Source organism: Embleya hyalina, from assembly GCF_003967355.1.
GTDB lineage: Bacteria > Actinomycetota > Actinomycetes > Streptomycetales > Streptomycetaceae > Embleya > Embleya hyalina.
The window spans coordinates 233767-252192 of sequence record NZ_BIFH01000026.1; the positions used below are offsets into that span (position 1 = coordinate 233767).

General features: G+C 72.5%; 18 protein-coding genes. 10 read left to right on the plus strand and 8 right to left on the minus strand.

Translation table 11 applies throughout. The features are described 5' to 3' along the window. Nucleotides 1-57 precede the first annotated feature (57 nt). The 3 genes from EMA17_RS28805 to EMA17_RS28815 all read left to right on the plus strand — a co-directional run bounded on the left by EMA17_RS28805 (nt 58) and on the right by EMA17_RS28815 (nt 4376). Complete coding sequence (locus EMA17_RS28805; protein ID WP_126640052.1) at nt 58-261, plus strand: hypothetical protein; 204 nt, start codon at nt 58-60, stop codon at nt 259-261. Nucleotides 262-738: 477 nt separating this feature from the next. After that, on the plus strand, nt 739-2472 hold the full coding sequence (locus EMA17_RS28810) for an ABC transporter ATP-binding protein (RefSeq protein ID WP_160161595.1): 1734 nt from the start codon (nt 739-741) through the stop codon (nt 2470-2472). Next, nucleotides 2469-4376 (plus strand): ABC transporter ATP-binding protein, encoded by a 1908-nt coding sequence (locus EMA17_RS28815; RefSeq protein ID WP_126640053.1) that lies wholly within the window; start codon nt 2469-2471, stop codon nt 4374-4376. The genes EMA17_RS28810 and EMA17_RS28815 overlap by 4 nt, the downstream gene beginning before the upstream one ends. 27 nt (nt 4377-4403) lie before the next feature. Here EMA17_RS28815 and EMA17_RS28820 read toward each other — a convergent pair whose 3' ends face one another. Next, entirely contained in the window at nt 4404-5678 is a 1275-nt protein-coding gene (locus tag EMA17_RS28820; protein ID WP_126640054.1) for an MFS transporter, read from the minus strand. 230 nt (nt 5679-5908) lie between these two features. Between EMA17_RS28820 and EMA17_RS28825 the strand changes: the two genes are divergently transcribed. Further along, nucleotides 5909-6664, plus strand: a complete 756-nt coding sequence (locus EMA17_RS28825; RefSeq protein ID WP_126640055.1) for a FadR/GntR family transcriptional regulator — start codon at nt 5909-5911, stop codon at nt 6662-6664. Further along, nucleotides 6661-7902 carry a threonine synthase gene (locus EMA17_RS28830; RefSeq protein WP_126640056.1) on the plus strand — a complete coding sequence of 414 codons (1242 nt, stop codon included), beginning with the start codon at nt 6661-6663 and terminating at the stop codon, nt 7900-7902. The genes EMA17_RS28825 and EMA17_RS28830 overlap by 4 nt, the downstream gene beginning before the upstream one ends. A 72-nt stretch (nt 7903-7974) precedes the next feature. Here the strand turns inward: EMA17_RS28830 and EMA17_RS28835 are convergent, their stop codons facing one another. The 3 genes from EMA17_RS28835 to EMA17_RS28845 form a co-directional block, all read right to left on the minus strand. Then, the gene (locus tag EMA17_RS28835) at nt 7975-8589 is read right to left on the minus strand and encodes a DJ-1/PfpI family protein (protein ID WP_126640057.1); all 615 of its coding nucleotides are present in this window, start codon (nt 8587-8589) and stop codon (nt 7975-7977) included. 97 nt (nt 8590-8686) lie between these two features. Next, nucleotides 8687-9088: a pyridoxamine 5'-phosphate oxidase family protein gene (locus EMA17_RS28840; protein ID WP_126640123.1), complete on the minus strand. Its 402-nt coding sequence runs from the start codon at nt 9086-9088 to the stop codon at nt 8687-8689. A 120-nt stretch (nt 9089-9208) separates the two neighbouring features. Then, on the minus strand, nt 9209-9799 hold the full coding sequence (locus EMA17_RS28845) for a TetR/AcrR family transcriptional regulator (protein ID WP_126640058.1): 591 nt from the start codon (nt 9797-9799) through the stop codon (nt 9209-9211). Nucleotides 9800-9932: 133 nt separating this feature from the next. Here EMA17_RS28845 and EMA17_RS28850 point away from each other — a divergent pair, with 133 nt between their 5' ends. Further along, on the plus strand, nt 9933-10664 hold the full coding sequence (locus tag EMA17_RS28850; RefSeq protein ID WP_126640059.1) for an SDR family oxidoreductase: 732 nt from the start codon (nt 9933-9935) through the stop codon (nt 10662-10664). A gap of 42 nt (nt 10665-10706) precedes the next feature. On the opposite strand, the gene EMA17_RS28855 is transcribed toward EMA17_RS28850, so the two are convergent. Then, nucleotides 10707-11534, minus strand: a complete 828-nt coding sequence (locus tag EMA17_RS28855) for an isocitrate lyase/PEP mutase family protein (RefSeq protein ID WP_126640060.1) — start codon at nt 11532-11534, stop codon at nt 10707-10709. 210 nt (nt 11535-11744) lie between these two features. Between EMA17_RS28855 and EMA17_RS28860 the strand changes: the two genes are divergently transcribed. Then, nucleotides 11745-13358, plus strand: a complete 1614-nt coding sequence (locus EMA17_RS28860; protein ID WP_126640061.1) for a class I adenylate-forming enzyme family protein — start codon at nt 11745-11747, stop codon at nt 13356-13358. Between the two features lie 13 nt (nt 13359-13371). On the opposite strand, the gene EMA17_RS28865 is transcribed toward EMA17_RS28860, so the two are convergent. Both EMA17_RS28865 and EMA17_RS28870 read right to left on the minus strand, forming a co-directional pair. Continuing rightward, nucleotides 13372-14073, minus strand: a complete 702-nt coding sequence (locus tag EMA17_RS28865) for a helix-turn-helix transcriptional regulator (RefSeq protein WP_126640062.1) — start codon at nt 14071-14073, stop codon at nt 13372-13374. 106 nt (nt 14074-14179) lie between these two features. Continuing rightward, entirely contained in the window at nt 14180-14788 is a 609-nt protein-coding gene (locus EMA17_RS28870) for a superoxide dismutase (RefSeq protein ID WP_126640063.1), read from the minus strand. Nucleotides 14789-14926: 138 nt separating this feature from the next. Here EMA17_RS28870 and EMA17_RS28875 point away from each other — a divergent pair, with 138 nt between their 5' ends. The 3 genes from EMA17_RS28875 (at nt 14927) to EMA17_RS28885 (ending at nt 17188) form a co-directional block, all read left to right on the plus strand. Further along, nucleotides 14927-15976, plus strand: coding sequence for a questin oxidase family protein (locus tag EMA17_RS28875; RefSeq protein ID WP_126640064.1), 1050 nt, complete (start codon nt 14927-14929; stop codon nt 15974-15976). 143 nt (nt 15977-16119) lie between these two features. After that, the gene (locus tag EMA17_RS28880; protein WP_126640065.1) at nt 16120-16389 is read left to right on the plus strand and encodes a hypothetical protein; all 270 of its coding nucleotides are present in this window, start codon (nt 16120-16122) and stop codon (nt 16387-16389) included. Between the two features lie 157 nt (nt 16390-16546). Continuing rightward, nucleotides 16547-17188, plus strand: coding sequence for a nucleoside/nucleotide kinase family protein (locus EMA17_RS28885; RefSeq protein WP_126640066.1), 642 nt, complete (start codon nt 16547-16549; stop codon nt 17186-17188). Between the two features lie 8 nt (nt 17189-17196). Here EMA17_RS28885 and EMA17_RS28890 read toward each other — a convergent pair whose 3' ends face one another. Continuing rightward, entirely contained in the window at nt 17197-18030 is an 834-nt protein-coding gene (locus EMA17_RS28890) for an aldo/keto reductase (protein ID WP_126640067.1), read from the minus strand. Between the last annotated feature and the right edge of the window lie 396 nt (nt 18031-18426).

The window sequence follows — 18426 nt, forward strand, 5'->3', positions numbered from 1 at the left end:
CATTTTTTAGGATATTGGCAGCTCGCCCTACTCACGCACACTCCTTGGGAGATGACCATGCGTATCCGTACCACCCTGGTCGCCGTCGCCGGCGCCGCTCTGTTCGCCTTCGCCGGCGCCGGGACCGCCCAGGCCCACGAAAGCGGCGTCGAGGTCGACCACACCACCGTCTCCGGCGTACTCATCGCGAACGGCTGCGGTCACCACGGCGGCAAGCTCGCCGCGTTCCACGTCGAGGACACGCACGTCTCGATCCACTGACGTACGCCCGCAGCGAACGCGGAAAGCGGCCCGTCCACCCCCGGGGTGGGCGGGCCGCTTTGCTGTGTACGGTGCACAAGGGCCGGCGACGGCCCCAGGGCATCGACGCATCCCGGTCGCCCGCGCCTTGACTTCAAGTCGACTTGAAGTCCTACGGTTCGAACCGAAGTCTCCACGGTTTCGACGTGTCGCCTGGGCACCGTCGCCGGCCCGCGTCCGGCATCTTGGACCACTCACGGGGAGATCCGCCATGCACAGCCCGCCGTCCACCGACGTCCACCCGCACCACCACCCGGCCGTCGCGCGCAATACGATCGACCGTCCCGGCCACGGGCACTACCGTCGGGACCAGGACCCGCCCCGACGACGAGCGCCCGACCCGTACCCCGGACCGGCGCTCCGCACGAACCCCCGCCCGAGGCCGCTCCCCACCGGCGCCTCCTGTCGGCCGCGCTCCTCCGACCCGAAGAGGACATCGTGCTGATCCGACTGCTGCGCGCACATCTGCGCCCCTACGCCAAGCCGATCGGCCTGGTGGTACTCCTGCAACTGATCCAGACCCTCGCCACCCTGTATCTGCCGACCCTCAACGCCGACCTGATCAACCACGGCGTGGTCGAGGGCGACACCGGCTACATCCTGCGCGTCGGCGGCGCGATGATCGGCGTCACCCTGGTCCAGATCGTCTGCGCCGCGATAGCCGTGTACTTCGGTGCCCGCATCGCCATGGGCGTCGGCCGCGACATCCGCTCCGCCGTGTTCGACCGGGTGCAGACCTTCTCCGCGCGCGAGGTCGGCCGCTTCGGCGCCCCGTCGTTGATCACCCGCACCACCAACGACGTGCAACAGGTCCAGATGCTGGCGCTGTTGACGCTGACCCTGATGGTGTCCGCGCCGATCATGTGCTTCGGCGGCATCCTGATGGCGGTCAACCAGGACGTCCCGATGTCCCTGCTGTTCCTGCTGATCGTGCCGGTGCTGATCCTGGCCGTGGGTTGGATCGTACGGGCGATGCCGCCGCTGTTTCGCACGCTGCAGGGCCGGATCGACAACGTGAACCGGATCATGCGCGAGCAGATCACCGGGATCCGGGTGATCCGCGCGTTCGGCCGCGACGGCCACGAACAGGCCCGCTACGCGGACGCCAACGCGGACATTCGCGACGTGTCGCTGTCCGTCGGCCGGCTGATGGCGTTCATGTATCCGTCGGTCCTGCTGGTGTGGGAGACCTCGGCGATCGTCATCGTGTGGATCGGCGGACACCGAATCGGCGACGGGTCGATGGACATCGGCGCGCTGGTCGCCTTCCTCAGCTACCTGATGCAGATCCTGACCTCGGTCATGATGGCCACCTTCATGACCATGATGATCCCGCGCGCGGCGGTGTGCGCCGACCGGATCACCGAGGTCCTGGACACCGAGACCAGCCTGACCGTGTCGAAGGCACCGGTGACCGCGCTGCACGCGCACGGCCGGCTCGAACTGCGCGACGTGAGCTTTTGCTACCCGGGCGCGGAGGAACCGGTACTGCGCGGCATCGACCTGATCGCCCGGCCCGGCGAGACCACCGCGGTGATCGGCAGCACCGGCGCGGGCAAGACCACCCTGCTCGGCCTGATTCCGCGCCTGCTCGACGTGACCGGCGGCTCGGTGCTGATCGGCGGCGTGGACACCCGCGAGATCGAAGCCGGGCTGCTGTCGCGCACGGTGGGCCTGGTCCCGCAGAAGCCGTACCTGTTCTCCGGCACCGTCGCCTCCAACCTGCGCTACGGCAATCCGGACGCCACCGACGAGGAGTTGTGGCGGGCCCTGGAGATCGCCCAGGCCCGCGACTTCGTCGAGGCCCTGCCCGAGCGGTTGCACGCGCCGATCGCCCAGGGCGGCGGCAACGTCTCCGGCGGCCAGCGGCAGCGCCTGGCGATCGCCCGGCTGTTGGTGGTCAAACCGGAGATCTACCTGTTCGACGACTCGTTCTCCGCGCTCGACTACGCCACCGACGCGGCGTTGCGCGCGGCGCTGCTCGCGGAAACCGCCGAGGCCACCGTGGTGATCGTGGCCCAGCGGGTGGCCACCATCCGGCACGCGGACCGGATCGTGGTGCTGGACGAGGGCCGTGTCGTCGGCACCGGCACCCACACCGAGTTGATGGCCGACAACGACACCTACCGCGAGATCGTGCTGTCCCAGCTCACCGAGGAGGAGGCGGCGTGACCACCACCGACGAGGGCACCGGCCCGGGCGAAACCGAGACCGACACCGAGGCCGCCGTCCCCGCCCGCCGCCCCGGACCGCAGGCCGGCGGTGGGCCGATGACGCGGATGATCGGCGGCCCGCCCGTCGAGAAGTCGATGCACTTCAAGGCCAGCAGTCGGCGACTGCTGCGCATGATGGCCCCCGAGCGCGCCCGGCTGTACGCACTGCTGTTCTGTGGCATCGCGGGCGTCGGCCTGGCGGTGCTCACCCCGCGACTGCTCGGCAAGGCCACCGACGCGATCTTCACCGGCGTGGGCGGCGGCGGGGGCATCGACTACGACCACGTCCGCGACATCCTGCTCGTCACCTTCGCGGTGGTGGCCGGCTCGGTGCTGTTCGCCTTCGTCCAGGGCCGACTGACCGCGACCATCGTGCAGCGCACCACCTACCGGCTGCGCGAGCAGGCCGAGACCAAGCTGTCCCGGCTGCCGCTGAACTACTTCGACAAGCAGCCCCGGGGCGAGGTGCTCTCGCGCACCACCAACGACATCGACAACATCGCGCAGACCCTCCAGCAGGCGATGGGCCAGATCGTGCGCTCGCTGCTGACCATCGTCGGCGTGCTGGTGATGATGTTCTGGATCTCCCCGCTGCTCGCGCTGGTCGCGCTGATCAGCGTGCCCACCTCGATCCTGGTCACCGTGGTGATCGGCAAGCGCGCCCAGCCGCAGTTCGTCAAACAGTGGTCGAGCACCGGCAAGCTCAACGCGCACATCGAGGAGATGTACACCGGTCACGCGCTGGTCAAGGTGTTCGGTCGGCAGAAGGAGTCCGCCGAGGTCTTCAACAAGCACAACGAGGCGCTGTACACGGCCGGTTTCAAGGCCCAGTTCATCTCCGGCCTGATCCAGCCGGCGATGTCCTTCGTGGGCAACCTCAACTACGTGCTGGTCGCGGTGATCGGCGGGCTGCGGGTGTCCTCGGGCGCGATGACGCTCGGCGACATCCAGGCGTTCATCCAGTACTCGTACGAGTTCAACGGACCCGTCACCCAGGTTGCCGCGATGTCCAACCTGCTCCAGTCCGGAGTGGCCTCGGCGGAGCGGGTGTTCGCGCTGCTCGACGCCAAGGAGCAGTCCCCGGACCCGGAGCCGGCCGTACGCCTGGAGAAGGTGACCGGTCACGTCGCCTTCGAGGGGGTCTCCTTCCGCTACGAGCCGACCAAGCCGCTGATCGAGAACCTGGACCTGGAGGTGCACCCGGGCCAGACGGTGGCCATCGTCGGGCCGACCGGCGCGGGCAAGACCACGCTGGTAAACCTGCTGATGCGGTTCTACGAGGTCACCGAGGGACGGATCACCGTGGACGGCGTGGACATCGCCACGACGACCCGCGAGGACCTGCGCGCGCCGATCGGGATGGTGCTCCAGGACACGTGGCTGATCGGCGGCACGATCGCGGACAACATCGCGTACGGCGTCGGCGACGTCTCGCGCGAGCGCATCGTCGCGGCGGCCCGGGCCACCCACGCCGACCGCTTCGTGCGCACCCTGCCCGACGGATACGACACCGTGCTCGACGACGAGGCCGGCAACCTCAGCGCCGGCGAGAAGCAACTGCTCACCATCGCTCGGGCGTTCCTGACCGAGCCGCAGATCCTGGTGCTCGACGAGGCGACCAGCTCGGTGGACACCCGCACCGAGGTGCTGATCCAGAAGGCGATGAACTCGCTGCGCCGGGGCCGGACCAGCTTCGTGATCGCGCACCGGTTGTCCACGATCCGCGACGCGGACGTGATCCTGGTGATGGAGTCGGGCTCGATCGTCGAACAGGGCACACACGAGGCGCTGTTGGCCTCGGATGGCGCCTATGCCCGGCTGTACGCCTCGCAGTTCGCCCAGCCGGCGGCGGAAGTCCTCTAGCGCGGTGGGCGGTCCGGCGCCGGTGGGTCAGGCGCCGGACCGCCGGGCGGGTGCCGGCGCGGCTTCGGGTTCGGCGGCGCCGGCCGCGCCCCGGCCGCCGGACAGCACCAGGCCGACCAGGAGTTGGCCGACGGCGGTGACCACGAGGGCCGCCATCGGCACCGTCCAGCCGCCGGTGGCGCCGTGCATCAGGCCGAGCGCGAACGGGCCGGTCGCGGCGACCCCGTAGCCGAGCGACTGGGCCAGCGTGGACAGCGCGGTCGTCTCGGCGGCGCCGGCGCCACTGCCCCCGATCACCGAGAGCACCAGCGGGAACGAGCAGAAGCCCACCCCGACCGCCACCGCCCACACCACCGGCGCCGCGACCGGCGCGATCAGCAGGCCGGTGAAGCCGATCAGCATGCTCACCGAGACCAGGACGAACGCCGGCCGCAGCCGCCCGGTGGCCCGCACGAACGCGAGCAGCGCGAACGTGGCCGGGATACCCGCGCCCTGGGTGATCGCCAGCATCGCGCCCGCGCCGCCGTGGCTCATCCCCCGGTCCGACAGCAGGGTGGGCAACCACCCCACCAGCGCGTAGCAGTTCAACGCCTGAAGCGCGAAGTAGGCGGTGACCAGGCGGCCCAGGCGGGTGTGCGCCATCGCCCACGGCGACACGTGCCCCGCGGCGCCGGTGCCGCCGGCCGCCGCGTGCGGGGCCCGGACCAGGGACCACACGAGCAGCGCCGCCACCGCCGGGATCGCCCACACGGCCAGGCCCAGCGAGGGCGAGTCGAACCCGTCGGCCACGGGCACCGCCACCGCCGCGGCCAGCGTCGCGCCCAGCGCCATCACCGTGGTGTACACCCCGGTCAGCACCGACACGCGGTGCGGGAAGTGCCCGCGCAGCAGGGCGGGCAGCAGCACATTGCCCACGGCCAGCCCCGACATGCCCACGACGGTGCCGGTCAGCAGCGCCCAGGTGGCCGGCACCATCCGCAGCCCCAGCCCGGCGGCGAGCGCCACCAGCGCCACCAGGACCGCGCGCTCGGTGCCGAACCGGCGGGCCAGCGGCGAGGCGGTCAGCCCGGCGGCGGCGAAGCACAGGGTCGGCAGGGTGGGCAGCAGCGACGCGGTCACCGCGCCGAAACCCAGCGTGTCGCGCAGCGCCTCCAGGAGCGCCGCCGCGCTGCTGATGCCGAGCCGCAGGTTGAACGCGATCAGCACGATGCCCACACCGGCCAACCACGCGGCGCGCCGACGGGCGACCGGATCGGCGGTCGGCGCCGCGAGCGAGGTGGGGGTGGGGGCGGCGGAAGTCATGGGTCAAAGGTAAGACGTCTGATGAATCCTGTCCAGGTGACATCCGATCATCGGACGTGTGCGGAGGTATCCTGAGGTCCCGCGACGGTTTCGGGGCCTGTCGTCGAATTCCGGTCGCAAGCCGATCGTCGCAAGCCGGTCGTCGACGACCCGTCCTCGAACTCCCGTCGTCGCCCGCAGGGCGGCCGCCCAGGCCGCCGCCGACGTCCCAGGTCAGGAGCCCGCGCGCGATGAGCAGCCTCGAATCCGTGCGCCGGCCGGCGCTGTCCGCCGAGGTGATCGCCCGGCTGCGCGAGCGGATCACCTCCGGCGACTGGCCGGTCGGCGACCGCATCCCGCCCGAGCCCGAACTGATGACACAGCTTCAGGTGGCCCGGGGCACGCTGCGCGAGGCGGTGCGCGCGCTCGCCCACGCGGGCCTGCTCGACGTGCGCCAGGGCGACGGCACGTACGTCCGCGCGGTCAGCGAACTCTCCGGCGCGGTCGAACGCCTCTACGGCGGCAGCGACATCGGCCCGGTCCTGGAAGTCCGCCAGGCGCTCGACCTCCAAGCCGCCCGGCTCGCGGCGATCCGGGCCGAGGAGGGCGACCTGGCCGTGCTCGACGACGCGCTGCGCCGGCGCCGGGCGGCGTGGGACGCGCGCGACTTCGACGCGTGGATCACCGCCGACTGGGAGTTCCACCTGGGCGTCGCCGACGCGGCGCACAATCCGCTGCTGGCCGAGCTGTACCGCAACCTGTCCGGCCCGGTGCGGGCCTCGGTCGCCGACTCCTGGACCGACCCGGGCTACCAGGGCGCGGCACCCGCCGGCCACGAGGACCTGCTCCGCGCGCTGCGCGAGCGTGATCCGGCCGAGGCCGCGCGCCAGGCCGACGCCAACCTGACCGACACCCACGACTGGCACGCGGTGCGCTCGCCGAACCGCCCGGAGCAACAGGCGAGTCGCCCGGCGGCGGAGCCGCGGCGTCAGGCTCGACCGTCATGATCTCCGAAGACTCCTCGCCCCGGTCGAACCCGTCCGGCCCGGGTGAATCGCTGGCCACGGTGCAGCGTTCGCTGGGCGATCCGAGTGTCGAGTTTCCGCTGTGGCCGCCGCTGGTGTCCGGGTGTCCGGTAACCAGCACCGACGAGGTCGCCTATCCGGTCGAGGTGGACTACGCCTACGACCGGGTCGAGCCGGAACTGTTCGCGCCGGGTCGGCCGCGCACCGGTTCGGCCCGCTGGGCGCCGCTGCTGCCGCCCCTGCTCGGGCCGGGTCTGGGCGAGGGCGACACACCGCTGATCGAGTTCGGCGACGGGGTGTACGTCAAGGACGAGTCGCGCAACCCCACCTGGAGTCACAAGGACCGGATCAACCGCTGTACCGTCTCCGCCGCGCTCGCGGTGGGCGCGCCCGGCGTCGTGGTGTCCTCCTCCGGCAACCACGGCGCGTCGGCCGCCGCCTTCGCGGCCCGGGCCGGGCTGCCGGCGGTGGTGTTGGCGTCCTCGGACGCGCCGCCGGCGGTGTACTCGTTCCTGGAGGCGTACGGCGCGACCGTGCTGCCCGTACCGGCCGAGGCGCGGTGGGGGCTGATGCGCGAGATCGTCGACCGGCTCGGCTTCCATCCGCTGAGCAACCTCACCGCCACGCACACCGGCCACGCCTTCGGCCCCGAGGGCTACAAGACCATCGCGTACGAGATCCACGCCGAACTCGGCGTCCCGGCGGCGGTGTTCGTCCCGACCGGATACGGCGAGCTGCTGTTCGGGGTGTGGAAGGGCTTCGCCGAACTGCGCCGCCTCGGCCTGACCGACCGCACACCCCGGCTGTTCTCCTGCGAGCCGGCCGCCGGCGGGCCCCTGGCCGCGGCGGTGCGCGCGGGCCTGCCGGCCGCACGCGTCCCGGTCGGCCGGACCACCGCGTACGCGATCGACTGCCCCGTCGGCGGCTACCGGGGCGTCCTCGCCCTGGAGCACGACGAACGACGGGCCCTGCTCCTGACCGACGACCGACTGGCGGCGGCCCGCACGGAGTTGAGCCGCCAGGGCATCTGGGTGGAGACCTCGGCCGCGGCGGGCCTGGCGGGCCTGCGCGCGCACGGGCCGATCGACGGCCCGGTGGTGTGCGTGGCCACGTCCAGCGGCTTCAAGGACCTCGACGTCGGCACCCACCGGCCGGAACCGGTGGAGCCGACATGGGCGGGGGTCGAGGCGCGCCTGCGGGCGTCGGGAATCGCCGTGTAGCCGCGGCGCCGGGCCGGCAAACCCGCCCCGGCCCGAACCGGCACGACTTCGACGTCGGCCGCCGGGCCCCGGTCAGCCCGTCGCCACCCGCTCGCCCGCGCGCAGGACCCGGAACACGTGCTCCACGGTGGATTGCTTCTCGCCGACCGGGGCCACGTAGTCGATCGCCGCCCGGGCCGCCGCCTCGCCCAGGGTTCGGGTGATCGTCCAGGCGGCCAGGTACTGCGAGGCCATGCAGCCGCCGGCGGTGGCGATCGGGCCGGACGTGTGGAAGGGGGCGTCGAGGACCTCGACACCGGCCGCCTCGACCCACGGCCGGGAGGTGGCGTCGGTACAGGCGGGCAGGTCGGTCAGCAGGCCGAGTCGGGCCAGGACCAGGGCGCCGGAGCACTGGGAGCCGACGAGTTGCCGGCCGGGGTCGAGCGGCAGGCTCGCGAGCAGCGTGTCGTCGGCGACCACGTCGCGGGTCCTGATGCCGCTGCCGATCAACACCACGTCGGCCTCGGGGATGAAGTCGAACGCGCGTTGTCCGGTGATCTCCACGCCGTTCATCGAGGTGACGGTCGGTGTGGGCGTGGTGATGTACGCCGTCAGACCGTCCCGGCGACAGCGGTTGACGATGGCCGCCGCCACGAAGCTGTCCAGTTCGTTGAAGCCGTCGAAGGTGACCACGGCAACCTGGGTCATCGGTCCGTCCCCGTTCGCGTCGGTGTGCCCGCACTCTCCCGGCAGGCTACGCCTCGACGGCCCGACAACCCCACGGCGGTCGAGCGCGGCCCCGCCCCTACACCGTCCCCATCCGCCGAGTCACCGCGATCTCGATCACCACCCGCTCCGGATTCACCCTCGGCTCGCGGTAGCGCTCGGTGTAGCGCCGCACCGCCTCGGCGACGGCCTCCGGATCGCGGTCGACCGTCGCGATCCCCTCCAGCGTGGACCAGCGCCGCCCGGCGACCTGGGAGAGCGAGACGCGGGCACCCGGAGCCGCCGCGAGCACGTTGCGGACCTTCTTGCTCGCACCGTGCGAGATGACCCGGGCGATCCCGGACACGTCGTCGTACGTGGCGCCGACGGGCACCTGGTGCGGTGTGCCGTCGGGGCGGTGGGTGACCAGCAGGCACAGGTGTCGTTCCCGCCAGAAGTCCCGGAACTCCGCGGTGATGGTCGGCGGAACGTGCAACGTCATCGAGATCAGGTCTTTCACGATCGAGCCGGCCGGATCCGGCGAGGCCGTCCCGGCCCCACCGCCCAGCAGTATGCCGCCCACCGCCCCGCCCTCCGCGTCGCGGCCCGTTCGACGGCGCCGTCAGCTCTCGGGGAGCCGCGGCGGCACCGGCCTCAGGCCGTCCAGGACGAGGTCGAGGAGGCGTTCGGCCTGCTCTCGCTGCTCGGGCCGGGCCGAGGTGAGCGCGATCCCGGCGAGGGCGGCGAACATGTCGGTCGGACCGATGTCGGTCCGGATCGTCCCGGCGGCGGTATTGGCGTCCATGAGGGCGGAGAGGGCGGCCTGAATCAGCTCGCGACTGTCGGCGTAGGGGTTGGTTCCCGCGTCGACGACGGCACGCAGGGCCTCGGCCATGCCGAATTTGGCGGTGGCGTAGTCGATGAAGCGGCGCGTCCAGGCGCGCAGTGCCTCGGGCGGCGACATCGTCGCGAGGAGGCCGGGGACGGCGTCGCACAGCCGGGCCACCTCGTTGCGGTACGCCGCCTCGATCAGCGCCTCCCGGGTGGGGAAGTTGCGGTAGAGGGTGCCGGTTCCCACGCCGGCCTCCCTGGCGACGCGCTCGAAGTGCGCGTCCAGTCCCTCCTCGGTGAACACCCGTACCGCGGCGGCCAGGATCTTGTCCCGGTTCCGCTGCGCGTCGGCTCTCAGCGGACGTCCTGCTTCTCGGCCCATCGGCGGCTCTCCTCGGCTCTGCAGGTTGCTGACCGGAGGCGCCGCCACTTAGTCTGGGCAAAGTGGCGGAGCCTCCACTTTCACTCTAGGGCATGGCCCGCCCCCACTCCCTCTCCGAAAGGACTCGTCCGTCATGTCGGGAATCCAAGGAAAAGTCGTCGCGATCACGGGCGCCGGCAGCGGCATCGGCGAAGCGACCGCGCTGCTCCTCGCCGAGCGCGGCGCGAAGGTCGTCCTCGGGGCACGCCGCACGGAACGCCTGGAGGCACTGGCCGCGCGCATCGTGCGGGCCGGCGGTGATGCCGCCTGGACCCGCACGGACGTGACACGTCGCGCGGACCTCTCCGGCCTGGTCGAACTGGCCCGTGATCGCCACGGCAGGCTGGACGTCCTCGTCGGCAATGCCGGGGTCGGCTTGCTCTCCCCTCTGGACGACCTGCGCGTCGAGGACTGGGAGGAAATGATCGACGTCAACCTCAAAGGCGTCCTGTACGGGATCGCCGCGGCCCTTCCCGTCTTCCGGGAGCAGGGCTTCGGGCACTTCGTCAACACCGTGTCCACCGCCGGACTGCGCATCGTGCCCCTCCAGTCGGTGTACGCCGCCACGAAGAACGCCGTGCGCACCCTCTCCGAGGGCCTGCGCCAGGAGGCCGGCGACAGTCTGCGGGTGACCGTCGTCTCGCCCGGCGCCGTCCGCACGGATTTCGCCGAACGTATGGACCCGGCCGTGAAGGACGGCATCGAGAAGATGATGGAGATCGGTCTTTCGCCGGACGCGGTGGCCCGGGCCATCGCCTTCGCCGTCGAACAGCCGGACGGGGTCGATGTGGGCGACATCGTCGTTCGCCCCACCGCCCAGGGATAGGTCCGCGGCCGGGGATGGGCCCGCCGGCCACGCGACCCGGCCTCAGTCCGCCCAGTAGACCTCCGACATCGCCTGCGCCTGCGCGTACGTCGGCACTTCGCCCGCCGTCGCCTCCCCGTCGTGCGCGACCGCCCAGGCGAGGTCCACCGCGCTCCGCACCGCGACCCGGAACAGCAGCGACCCCGTGCTGATCCGCCGCACGCCGAGCCGCGCGAGGTGGGCCCGGGACAGGCCGGTGGGGCTGTACAGGATGTTCAGCGGCGCGTCGGTGGCACCCACCAGCGTCTCGATCACCGCCTCGTCCTGAACACCGGGTACGAACACCCCGTCGGCTCCCGCCGCCCGATAAGCCCGGATCCGCCGCACCGTCTCGTCGAGCGAGGCGCTCGGCCCGCCCGCCCAGTACGTGTCCGTGCGCGCGTTGACGAACAGCGTCGGCGCGGCCTCCTTGATCGCGGCGATCACCGCGACGTGGTGGTCCGCGTCGGTCAGCGTCCCGTCGGCCCGCCCGTCCTCGAGGTTGATCCCCGCCACCCCGGCCCGCGCCAGTTCGGCGCCCAACGCCGCGACGTCCTGCGGACGCTCGGCGAAGCCGCCCTCGACGTCGACGCTGACCGGCACCGGCAGCCGCGCGATCCCGACCCCCAGGCGCAACGTCTCCTCGCGCGTGCCGCCGACCCCGTCCGGCTTGCCCGCCGCGATCGCGACGCCGAGGCTCGTCGTCCCGATCGCCGGGAACCCGCGCTCGACCAGCGCCGCCGCCGAGGCGTGGTCCCACGCGTTCGGCAACACCAGTGGCGCCCCGGCCCGATGCAGGGCCAGGAATTCCGCGTAACGATCGGCGTTGGCGGCCTGGTTCACAGTACTCATCGAGCATGCCCTCCGGATCGACGACGACCGCCCGTTCACGGCCGGCCCCGACGATCCTCCCCCACCGCCCCGGCTCCCGACAGCCGAAACCCCGGCCTGCCCCCGAAGGTCCGAAGCCGCACCCGCCCGGGGCGACCGACGGCGGGCTCCCCCCTCGAAAACCCCGCCGCCCACCTGCGGTAGCGTCCGGGCGAGAAGGTCGGAGGCCCCATGCTGCTGCACGAGATCCTGGTCGCCGCGGCTCGGGAGGTACCCGACCGCACCGCGCTGATCGTCCCCGGACACCCGTTCCGCACCACACGGCCCGGCGCGGTCGCCGACCCGTCCCCCGGGCCCGCCGACCCGGCCACGACCTCCTGGACCTTCGCCGAATTGGCCGCCCGCTCCCGAGCCCTGGCCACCACCGTGGCGAAGCGCACCTCGCCGGGCGCCCGGGTCGGGATCCTCGCGCACAATCGGGCCGAGTACGTCGCCGCCTACTACGGCGTCCCGTGGGCCGGACGCGTCCTGGTCCCGCTCAACCCCCGGCTGCACCCGCGCGAATGGGCCGACCAACTCGCCCGCTCCGGGGCGGAACTGCTCCTCGGCGACGCCGACCTGCTCGGCACGCTCGCCTGGCCGGGCGGCCCGAGCCTGGAACTGGGCGCGGCCGTCACCGGCGAGCACACCGACGCCGGGTGGAGCGCCGCCGACCCCGGGGCGGACACCGCCTTCGACCCCGCCACCGACGAATCCGCCCTGACCTGGCTGCTGTTCACCTCCGGCACCACCGGCCCGCCCAAGGGCGTCCGGCTCACCCACCGCAGCCTGACCGCGGCCATGCGCGCCTCGCTGGCCTGCCGCCCGGTCGACCCGGACACCGTCGTGCTGACCCCCTTCCCGCTCGCGCACGTGGCCGGCTACCAGGTGTCGGCACACCATCTGGCACGCCGCCCGGTGGTCGTGCTGCGCCGCTATCTGCCGGCCGAACTGGCGTCCGTGGTCCGCGAGTTCGGAGTGACCAGCCTGTCCCTGGCGCCGACCATGATCGACGCGCTCCTCGACCACGTGCGGGAGGGCGACGGGTTGCGCGAGCGCGTCCGCTCGATCAGCTACGGTGCCTCGCCGATCACCCCCGAGCTGATCCGCCGGGTCGACGGGCTGCTCGGCTGCGGCCTCGGGCAGGGGTACGGAATGACCGAGTTGTCAGGCAACGCGGTGTTCCTGAACGCCGCCGACCACCGCGACGCCGCGACCGACCGCCCGCACCTGTACTCCGCCGCCGGGCGCCCCGGCCCGGGAGTGGAGATCCGGATCGTCGACGACGCGGGCCAGCCGCTGCCCACCGGCGCCGCCGGCGAGATCTCGGTCCGGTCCGAACAGGTCGCGGACGGCTACTGGCAGGTGGACACGGGCGAGTTCGCGGCGGGCTGGTTCCGCACGGGCGACCTGGGCCGACTCGACGCCGAGGGCTATCTCTACGTCCTGGACCGCAAGAAGGACGTGATCATCACCGGCGGCGAGAACGTCAGCGCCCGCGAGGTGGAGGCGGTCCTGCGCGAACACCCCGGCGTACGCGAGGTCGCGGTGGTCGGCGAACCCGACACCCGGTGGGGCGAGCGGGTGGTCGCCGTGGTGGTCCCGACCGCCGGACACACCCTCGACCCGGACGAGTTGGTCACGCTGTGCCGCGCGCACCTGGCCGGCTTCAAGGTCCCGCGCCGGGTGGTGTTCACCGACGCGCTGCCGGTCACCGGCACCGGCAAGATCAGCAAGCCCGCCCTCCGCGAACGCGTCGTGGAATGGAGCCGCGCCGACACCCGGGCCGAACGCACACACTCCTGAACCGGGGCCCGTCCTAGTCGGCGCCCGACAACCCCGCGTCGGCCTCCGTCGACCCCGTCTCGGGCCGGGTGCCCCGGGGTCGGATCTCGTACGCGCAGTGCGGCGCGCCGGCCACCATGTGGCTCACCCGCCGCACCTCGGTGTCGGGCAACGCCTCGCGCAGGAACTCCAGTTCCGACGAGCACGCGGTGCCGCACCGGATCGCCACGTCGAAGATCGCGCAGTTCTGCTCGACGATCAGCCAACCGCCGCCGTCCGCCAGGGGCCGCGCGGCGGCCAGGTAGCCGTCCTCGTCGAGGATGGCGGCGATCGCGGCCACCCGATCGGCGAGGTCGGGCGCGGTGGTCCGGGTCCGGGCACGCTCCAGGCGCCGCTCCCGGCGTCGGTCGAACAGGCGGTCCACGAAGCCGGGTTCCTCGGTCTGCGCGGTCTCCAGGAGGTCCCCGACCAGGTCGCCGTAACGCCGGGGGAACAGGTTCTCGCCGGCCGTGGTCAGCCGGTACACGTGCTTCGGCCGGCCCGGCCCCAATCGGGCCTGCCGGTGGGTCACATACCCCTCCGCGACCAGTCCGGCCAACTGCTGGCGCATGCCGCTCGCGGTCATCCCGACCGCCTCGGCCAACTCCTCCGCGCGCAGTTCGCCCGCGCCCTTGAGGCGCCGCAATATCTCACGCCGGGTCTCGGGCAACAGTGCGAACGCGTCCTGCTCGCTCACCCCGCTCGCCTCCCTCGTTCGTCCCGAGTACCCCGAGTGCGTGTCACCCCCACCGGACGGGGCCGCACGGGAAGCCCCCGCGCGGCCCCGGACCGGACGTCGTTCCTCAGGCGCCCTTGGCGGCCGAGAGGCGCGTGGCGACGTCGTCCCAGTTGAAGACGTTCCACACGGCCTTGAAGAAGTCCGCCTTGACGTTCTTGTACTGGAGGTAGAACGCGTGCTCCCACGCGTCGATCGCGAGGAGCGGCACGGTGCCCTGCGGGATGTTGCCCTGGTGGTCGTAGACCTGGGTGACCACGATGCGCTGGGACAGCGGCTCCCACGCGGCGACGGACCAGCCCGACCCCTGCACGGTCATCGCGGTCTGCGTCATGTGCGCGCGGAACTGCTCGAAGCCGCCGAAGTCGACGCCGATCTGCTCGGCCAGGTCGCCGGTGGGCTCGCCGTTGCCGGTCGGGCCCAGGTTGGTCCAGAACAGGCTGTGCAGCACGTGGCCCGACACGTGGAAGGCCAGGTCCTTCTCCAGCTTGGAGATGGTGCCGTAGGCCTCCTTGTCACGGGCGTCGGCGAGCTGCTCGAGGGCGGTGTTGGCACCGGCCACGTACGCCGCGTGGTGCTTGTCGTGGTGCAGCTCCATGATGGCGCCGCTGATGTGCGGCTCCAGGGCGGCGTAGTCGTAGGTCAGGTCGGGGAGCGTGTAGACCGTGTCGGCCACGGGAGTTCCTCCTGCGCAGTGGTTGCGGTGACAGAGTCGACCCTATGCTTCCCGCGGGAATACCGGCAAGTTAGGCAAGACTTAACTGTCCTAACCGGAAGTCCCCGGTCCACACTCGGCACACGAAGGAAACGAACGATGCGACAACAAGCCGCCGAAGCCTTGGACGAAGCATTCGCACGTCTGCACCGCACCGGCTCCGAATTCGACGACAAGCTGTCCAATCACGGTCCGATGGCCGTCGAAGCCCTCGTGCACGCGGGCCAGTGGGAAGCCGTGCCCGCTTGGCTCGACTCCTACACCCGCCGGCTCGAACCGGTTCTGCGACCCACCGAGCGCATCGCCCGCGACGCGTGGCGCGAGGCGCTGGGCGACCGCGCCCGGGACGGTGACTGGATCGCCCTGTTCACCGACGAGATCGCCGAGCGGCCGTGGCGCGAGGTGCTCGCGCTGTGGTGGCCCAGGCTGCTCCCGGGGCTGCCCGGCGGCGCCACCCACGGGGTGATCCGGGTCGGACACGCGGTCCGCGCCCTGCTGGACCTCGGCGAGAGCCCGGTCCGCCTCGCCGAGTTCGCCCACGCGATGGCCTACTTCGCGTCGAGCAACCAGGCCCTGCCCGAACTGCCGCGGCTCGCGGGGGGCCGGACGCCGTTCGAGGCACTGGACGCGGTCCCGCCCCTGCCGATCGACGAGAAGGACCACATCAGCCGCCGCCTGGACTTCCTCGCCGGGTGGGACGCGTGGCTGGCCCCGACCCTGTCGGTGCGCGAGGCCACGACCCCCGAGCAGGCACAGGCGCTGCTCGCCGACACCGTGCACGCGGCGACCCTGCGCTACCTGCGCCGCGGACACGGCAGCGGGGTGATGAACGTGCACGCGGTGACCGCCCCGAGCGCGGTGCTGCGGGTGTTGCCGGCGCTGCCGCGCGAGCAGTGGATCCCCTCGTACACCACGGCCTGGGCCACCAGCAGCGCGGTCTTCGCGGTCTACTCGGGCCGCGAGGACGCGACCGGGACACCCGCTCCCGCGCCCGATCCCGTCGAGGCCGGACGGCGTGCCCTCGCACACGGCGACGAGCACGTGATCAAGCTCGTGGACACCGCGGTGGACGTGTTCGCCCGCTCCGGCGACACCCGCGCGCTGGCCGCCGGCACACTCGCGGCCGAGTTGATCGCGCCGGAGCACTGACCGGTCGCGCCGGGCAAGGCGACACGCCCTCGAACGGGTGAGATTCCCCCACTCGGCGCAGCCGATTGCGTTCGCTGGTGCCGCACGCACCGCATGGCACACGCCGTGCGGCACCGGCGAACCACTCAATGATCGGAGCCCCCATGCGCATCACCCCGCTGCTCACCGCCGCGACGGTCGGCGCCCTGCTCGCCCTGACCCCGGCCGCCCCCGCGCTCGCCGACGGCCACGCGGACACCATCACGAGCGAGACCGTCCAGGTCGGCATGATCGGCATGATCGGCGAGGACGACGTGCTCCACGACCTGCGTCCGGCCGTGGTGGGCGTGCACCAGGGCATCTCCGGCGGCTTCGTGGAGGTACCCGCACCGGTGGTCCCGGCGCCGCGGATGCCGCCCATGCCCACCTTCTGACGGCGGCGGAGCCGCCCACGCCCGCGTCCCGTACGGTCGCCCTCGGCCCGAACCGCGCGTGTCACCACGCCGCGACCCGGGTCGGGCGCACCCGCTCGCTCGGCGCGGTCGACAATGGCCCCATGACCGCACCGAACGCACCCCGCCCGGCGCGCCGATGGTGAGCGTGCGACCGATCACCCCGACCGCCCTCGTGGACGAACTGGTCGAGGCGATCGCCCGACGCGCCGCCGACCGGCCGTGGACCCGGGTGGCCGTGGACGGCGCGGACGCCGCCGAACCGGGCGCGCTCGCCGACGCGTTGGTGGCGCCGCTGCGCCTGCGCGGACATCCGGTGCTGCGGGTGCGGGCCCGCGACTTCCTGCGGCCCGCGTCGGTGCGCCTGGAGTACGGGCACACCGACGCCGAGTCGTACCTGTGGGGCTGGCTGGACGACGCCGGGCTGCGCCGCGAGGTGTTGGAACCGCTGGCGGCCGACGGCACCGGGCGGGTGTTGCCGAGCCTGTGGGACGCGGCCCGGGACCGGGCCACCCGCGCCGACTACACCGTGCTGCCCGAGGGCGGAGTACTGCTCCTGGACGGGCCGTTGCTGCTCGGCAAGGGCCTGCCGCTGGAGCTGACGGTGCATCTGTGGTTGTCCCCGGGGGCGCTGCGCCGGCGCACCCCCGCCGAGGACGCCTGGACCATCGAGGCGCTGACCCGGTACGCCGAGGAGATCGTGCCCACGACCGAGGCGGACCTGACCGTGCGCTACGACCATCCCGCGCATCCGGCGCTGGTCGAGCCGCTCCGCCGCTGACCGTCGGCTCAGTCGACCTCGTCCGGGTCCGGGCCGAGCCGCTCGCCCCGGTCGAGCCGGCCGATCGCGTCCAGTTCGGCCGCGTCCAGGTCGAAGTCGAACACCTCGAAGTTCTCCCGGATCCGCGCCGGCGTGACCGACTTGGGGATGACGATGTTCCCCAGGTGCAGGTGCCAGCGCAGCACCACCTGGGCGGGAGATCGGCCGTGCGCGCGGGCCGCCTCGGTGATCACCGGGTCCGCCAGCAGCGCGCCGCCCTTGCCCAGCGGGCTCCACGCCTCCGTCGCGATCGCGTGGGCCCGGTCGAAGGCGCGGACCCGGCCCTGCTGGAGGTAGGGGTGCAGTTCGACCTGGTTGACCGAGGGCACCACGGCGGTGTGTTCGAGCAGTCGGGTCAGGTGTTCGGGTTGGAAGTTGGACACCCCGATCGTGCGCACCCGGCCGTCCGCGAGCAGCTTCTCGAACGCGCGCCAGGTGTCCAGGTAGCGGTCCCGACTCGCCGCCGGCCAGTGGATCAGGTACATGTCCACGTAGTCCAGGCCGAGCAGCCGCGCGCTCTCGTCGAACGCGGCCAGGGTCGAGTCGTATCCCTGCTCGGTGTTCCACAACTTGGTGGTGACGAACAGTTCCCCGCGCGGGACGGAGGACGCGGCCAGGGCCCGGCCCACACCCGCCTCGTTGCCGTAGATCGCGGCGGTGTCGATGCTGCGATAACCCACCTCGATGGCGGTGGTCACGGCGGCGGTGGCCTCGTCGTCGCCGACCTGGAAGACCCCGAAGCCGAGCTGCGGGATGGTGACGCCGTTGTTGAGGGTGACGTCGGGTACGGGCGTGGAACTCATGATGGGGACGGTCCTTCGTGGTGGGGGACGGGAGGGCTCGGGGCCGGCCGGGAAGCCGGACGGGCCGAGGGGTCGCCGACTCCGGCACGCCGGAGTCACCCTGCCCGCTCTGCCCGCCGGCGGCCTCGGCCACACCGGGAAGGTGTCCGGCGACCATGCGCGAACGGGTGGGCGTACGCCGTTCCGACACCCCGGCCGGCAGCGCCGGGGCCGGTGCGCCGAGGCGTAGCCGTGCGAGTTCGTGCCGTGGACGCACCCCGGGCGGGGTCTGTTCGGGTACCGGGCGGGCGATGCCCGCGGCGACCGGGACGAAGGTCGGGGCGGGCACGGCCTGCTCTCGCGCTGTCCGTGCGGCACCGACCGTCAGGGCGTCCACACCGAGGTCACCACCGCGGG

Coding starts and splice junctions, on each gene's coding strand:
- EMA17_RS28805 (WP_126640052.1), top strand. CDS start 58: ATGCGTATCCGTACCACCCTGGTCGCCGTCGCCGGCGCCGCTCTGTTC.
- EMA17_RS28820 (WP_126640054.1), bottom strand. CDS start 5,678: ATGACTTCCGCCGCCCCCACCCCCACCTCGCTCGCGGCGCCGACCGCC.
- EMA17_RS28825 (WP_126640055.1), top strand. CDS start 5,909: ATGAGCAGCCTCGAATCCGTGCGCCGGCCGGCGCTGTCCGCCGAGGTG.
- EMA17_RS28830 (WP_126640056.1), top strand. CDS start 6,661: ATGATCTCCGAAGACTCCTCGCCCCGGTCGAACCCGTCCGGCCCGGGT.
- EMA17_RS28835 (WP_126640057.1), bottom strand. CDS start 8,589: ATGACCCAGGTTGCCGTGGTCACCTTCGACGGCTTCAACGAACTGGAC.
- EMA17_RS28840 (WP_126640123.1), bottom strand. CDS start 9,088: ATGACGTTGCACGTTCCGCCGACCATCACCGCGGAGTTCCGGGACTTC.
- EMA17_RS28845 (WP_126640058.1), bottom strand. CDS start 9,799: ATGGGCCGAGAAGCAGGACGTCCGCTGAGAGCCGACGCGCAGCGGAAC.
- EMA17_RS28850 (WP_126640059.1), top strand. CDS start 9,933: ATGTCGGGAATCCAAGGAAAAGTCGTCGCGATCACGGGCGCCGGCAGC.
- EMA17_RS28855 (WP_126640060.1), bottom strand. CDS start 11,534: ATGAGTACTGTGAACCAGGCCGCCAACGCCGATCGTTACGCGGAATTC.
- EMA17_RS28860 (WP_126640061.1), top strand. CDS start 11,745: ATGCTGCTGCACGAGATCCTGGTCGCCGCGGCTCGGGAGGTACCCGAC.
- EMA17_RS28875 (WP_126640064.1), top strand. CDS start 14,927: ATGCGACAACAAGCCGCCGAAGCCTTGGACGAAGCATTCGCACGTCTG.
- EMA17_RS28880 (WP_126640065.1), top strand. CDS start 16,120: ATGCGCATCACCCCGCTGCTCACCGCCGCGACGGTCGGCGCCCTGCTC.
- EMA17_RS28885 (WP_126640066.1), top strand. CDS start 16,547: ATGGTGAGCGTGCGACCGATCACCCCGACCGCCCTCGTGGACGAACTG.
- EMA17_RS28890 (WP_126640067.1), bottom strand. CDS start 18,030: ATGAGTTCCACGCCCGTACCCGACGTCACCCTCAACAACGGCGTCACC.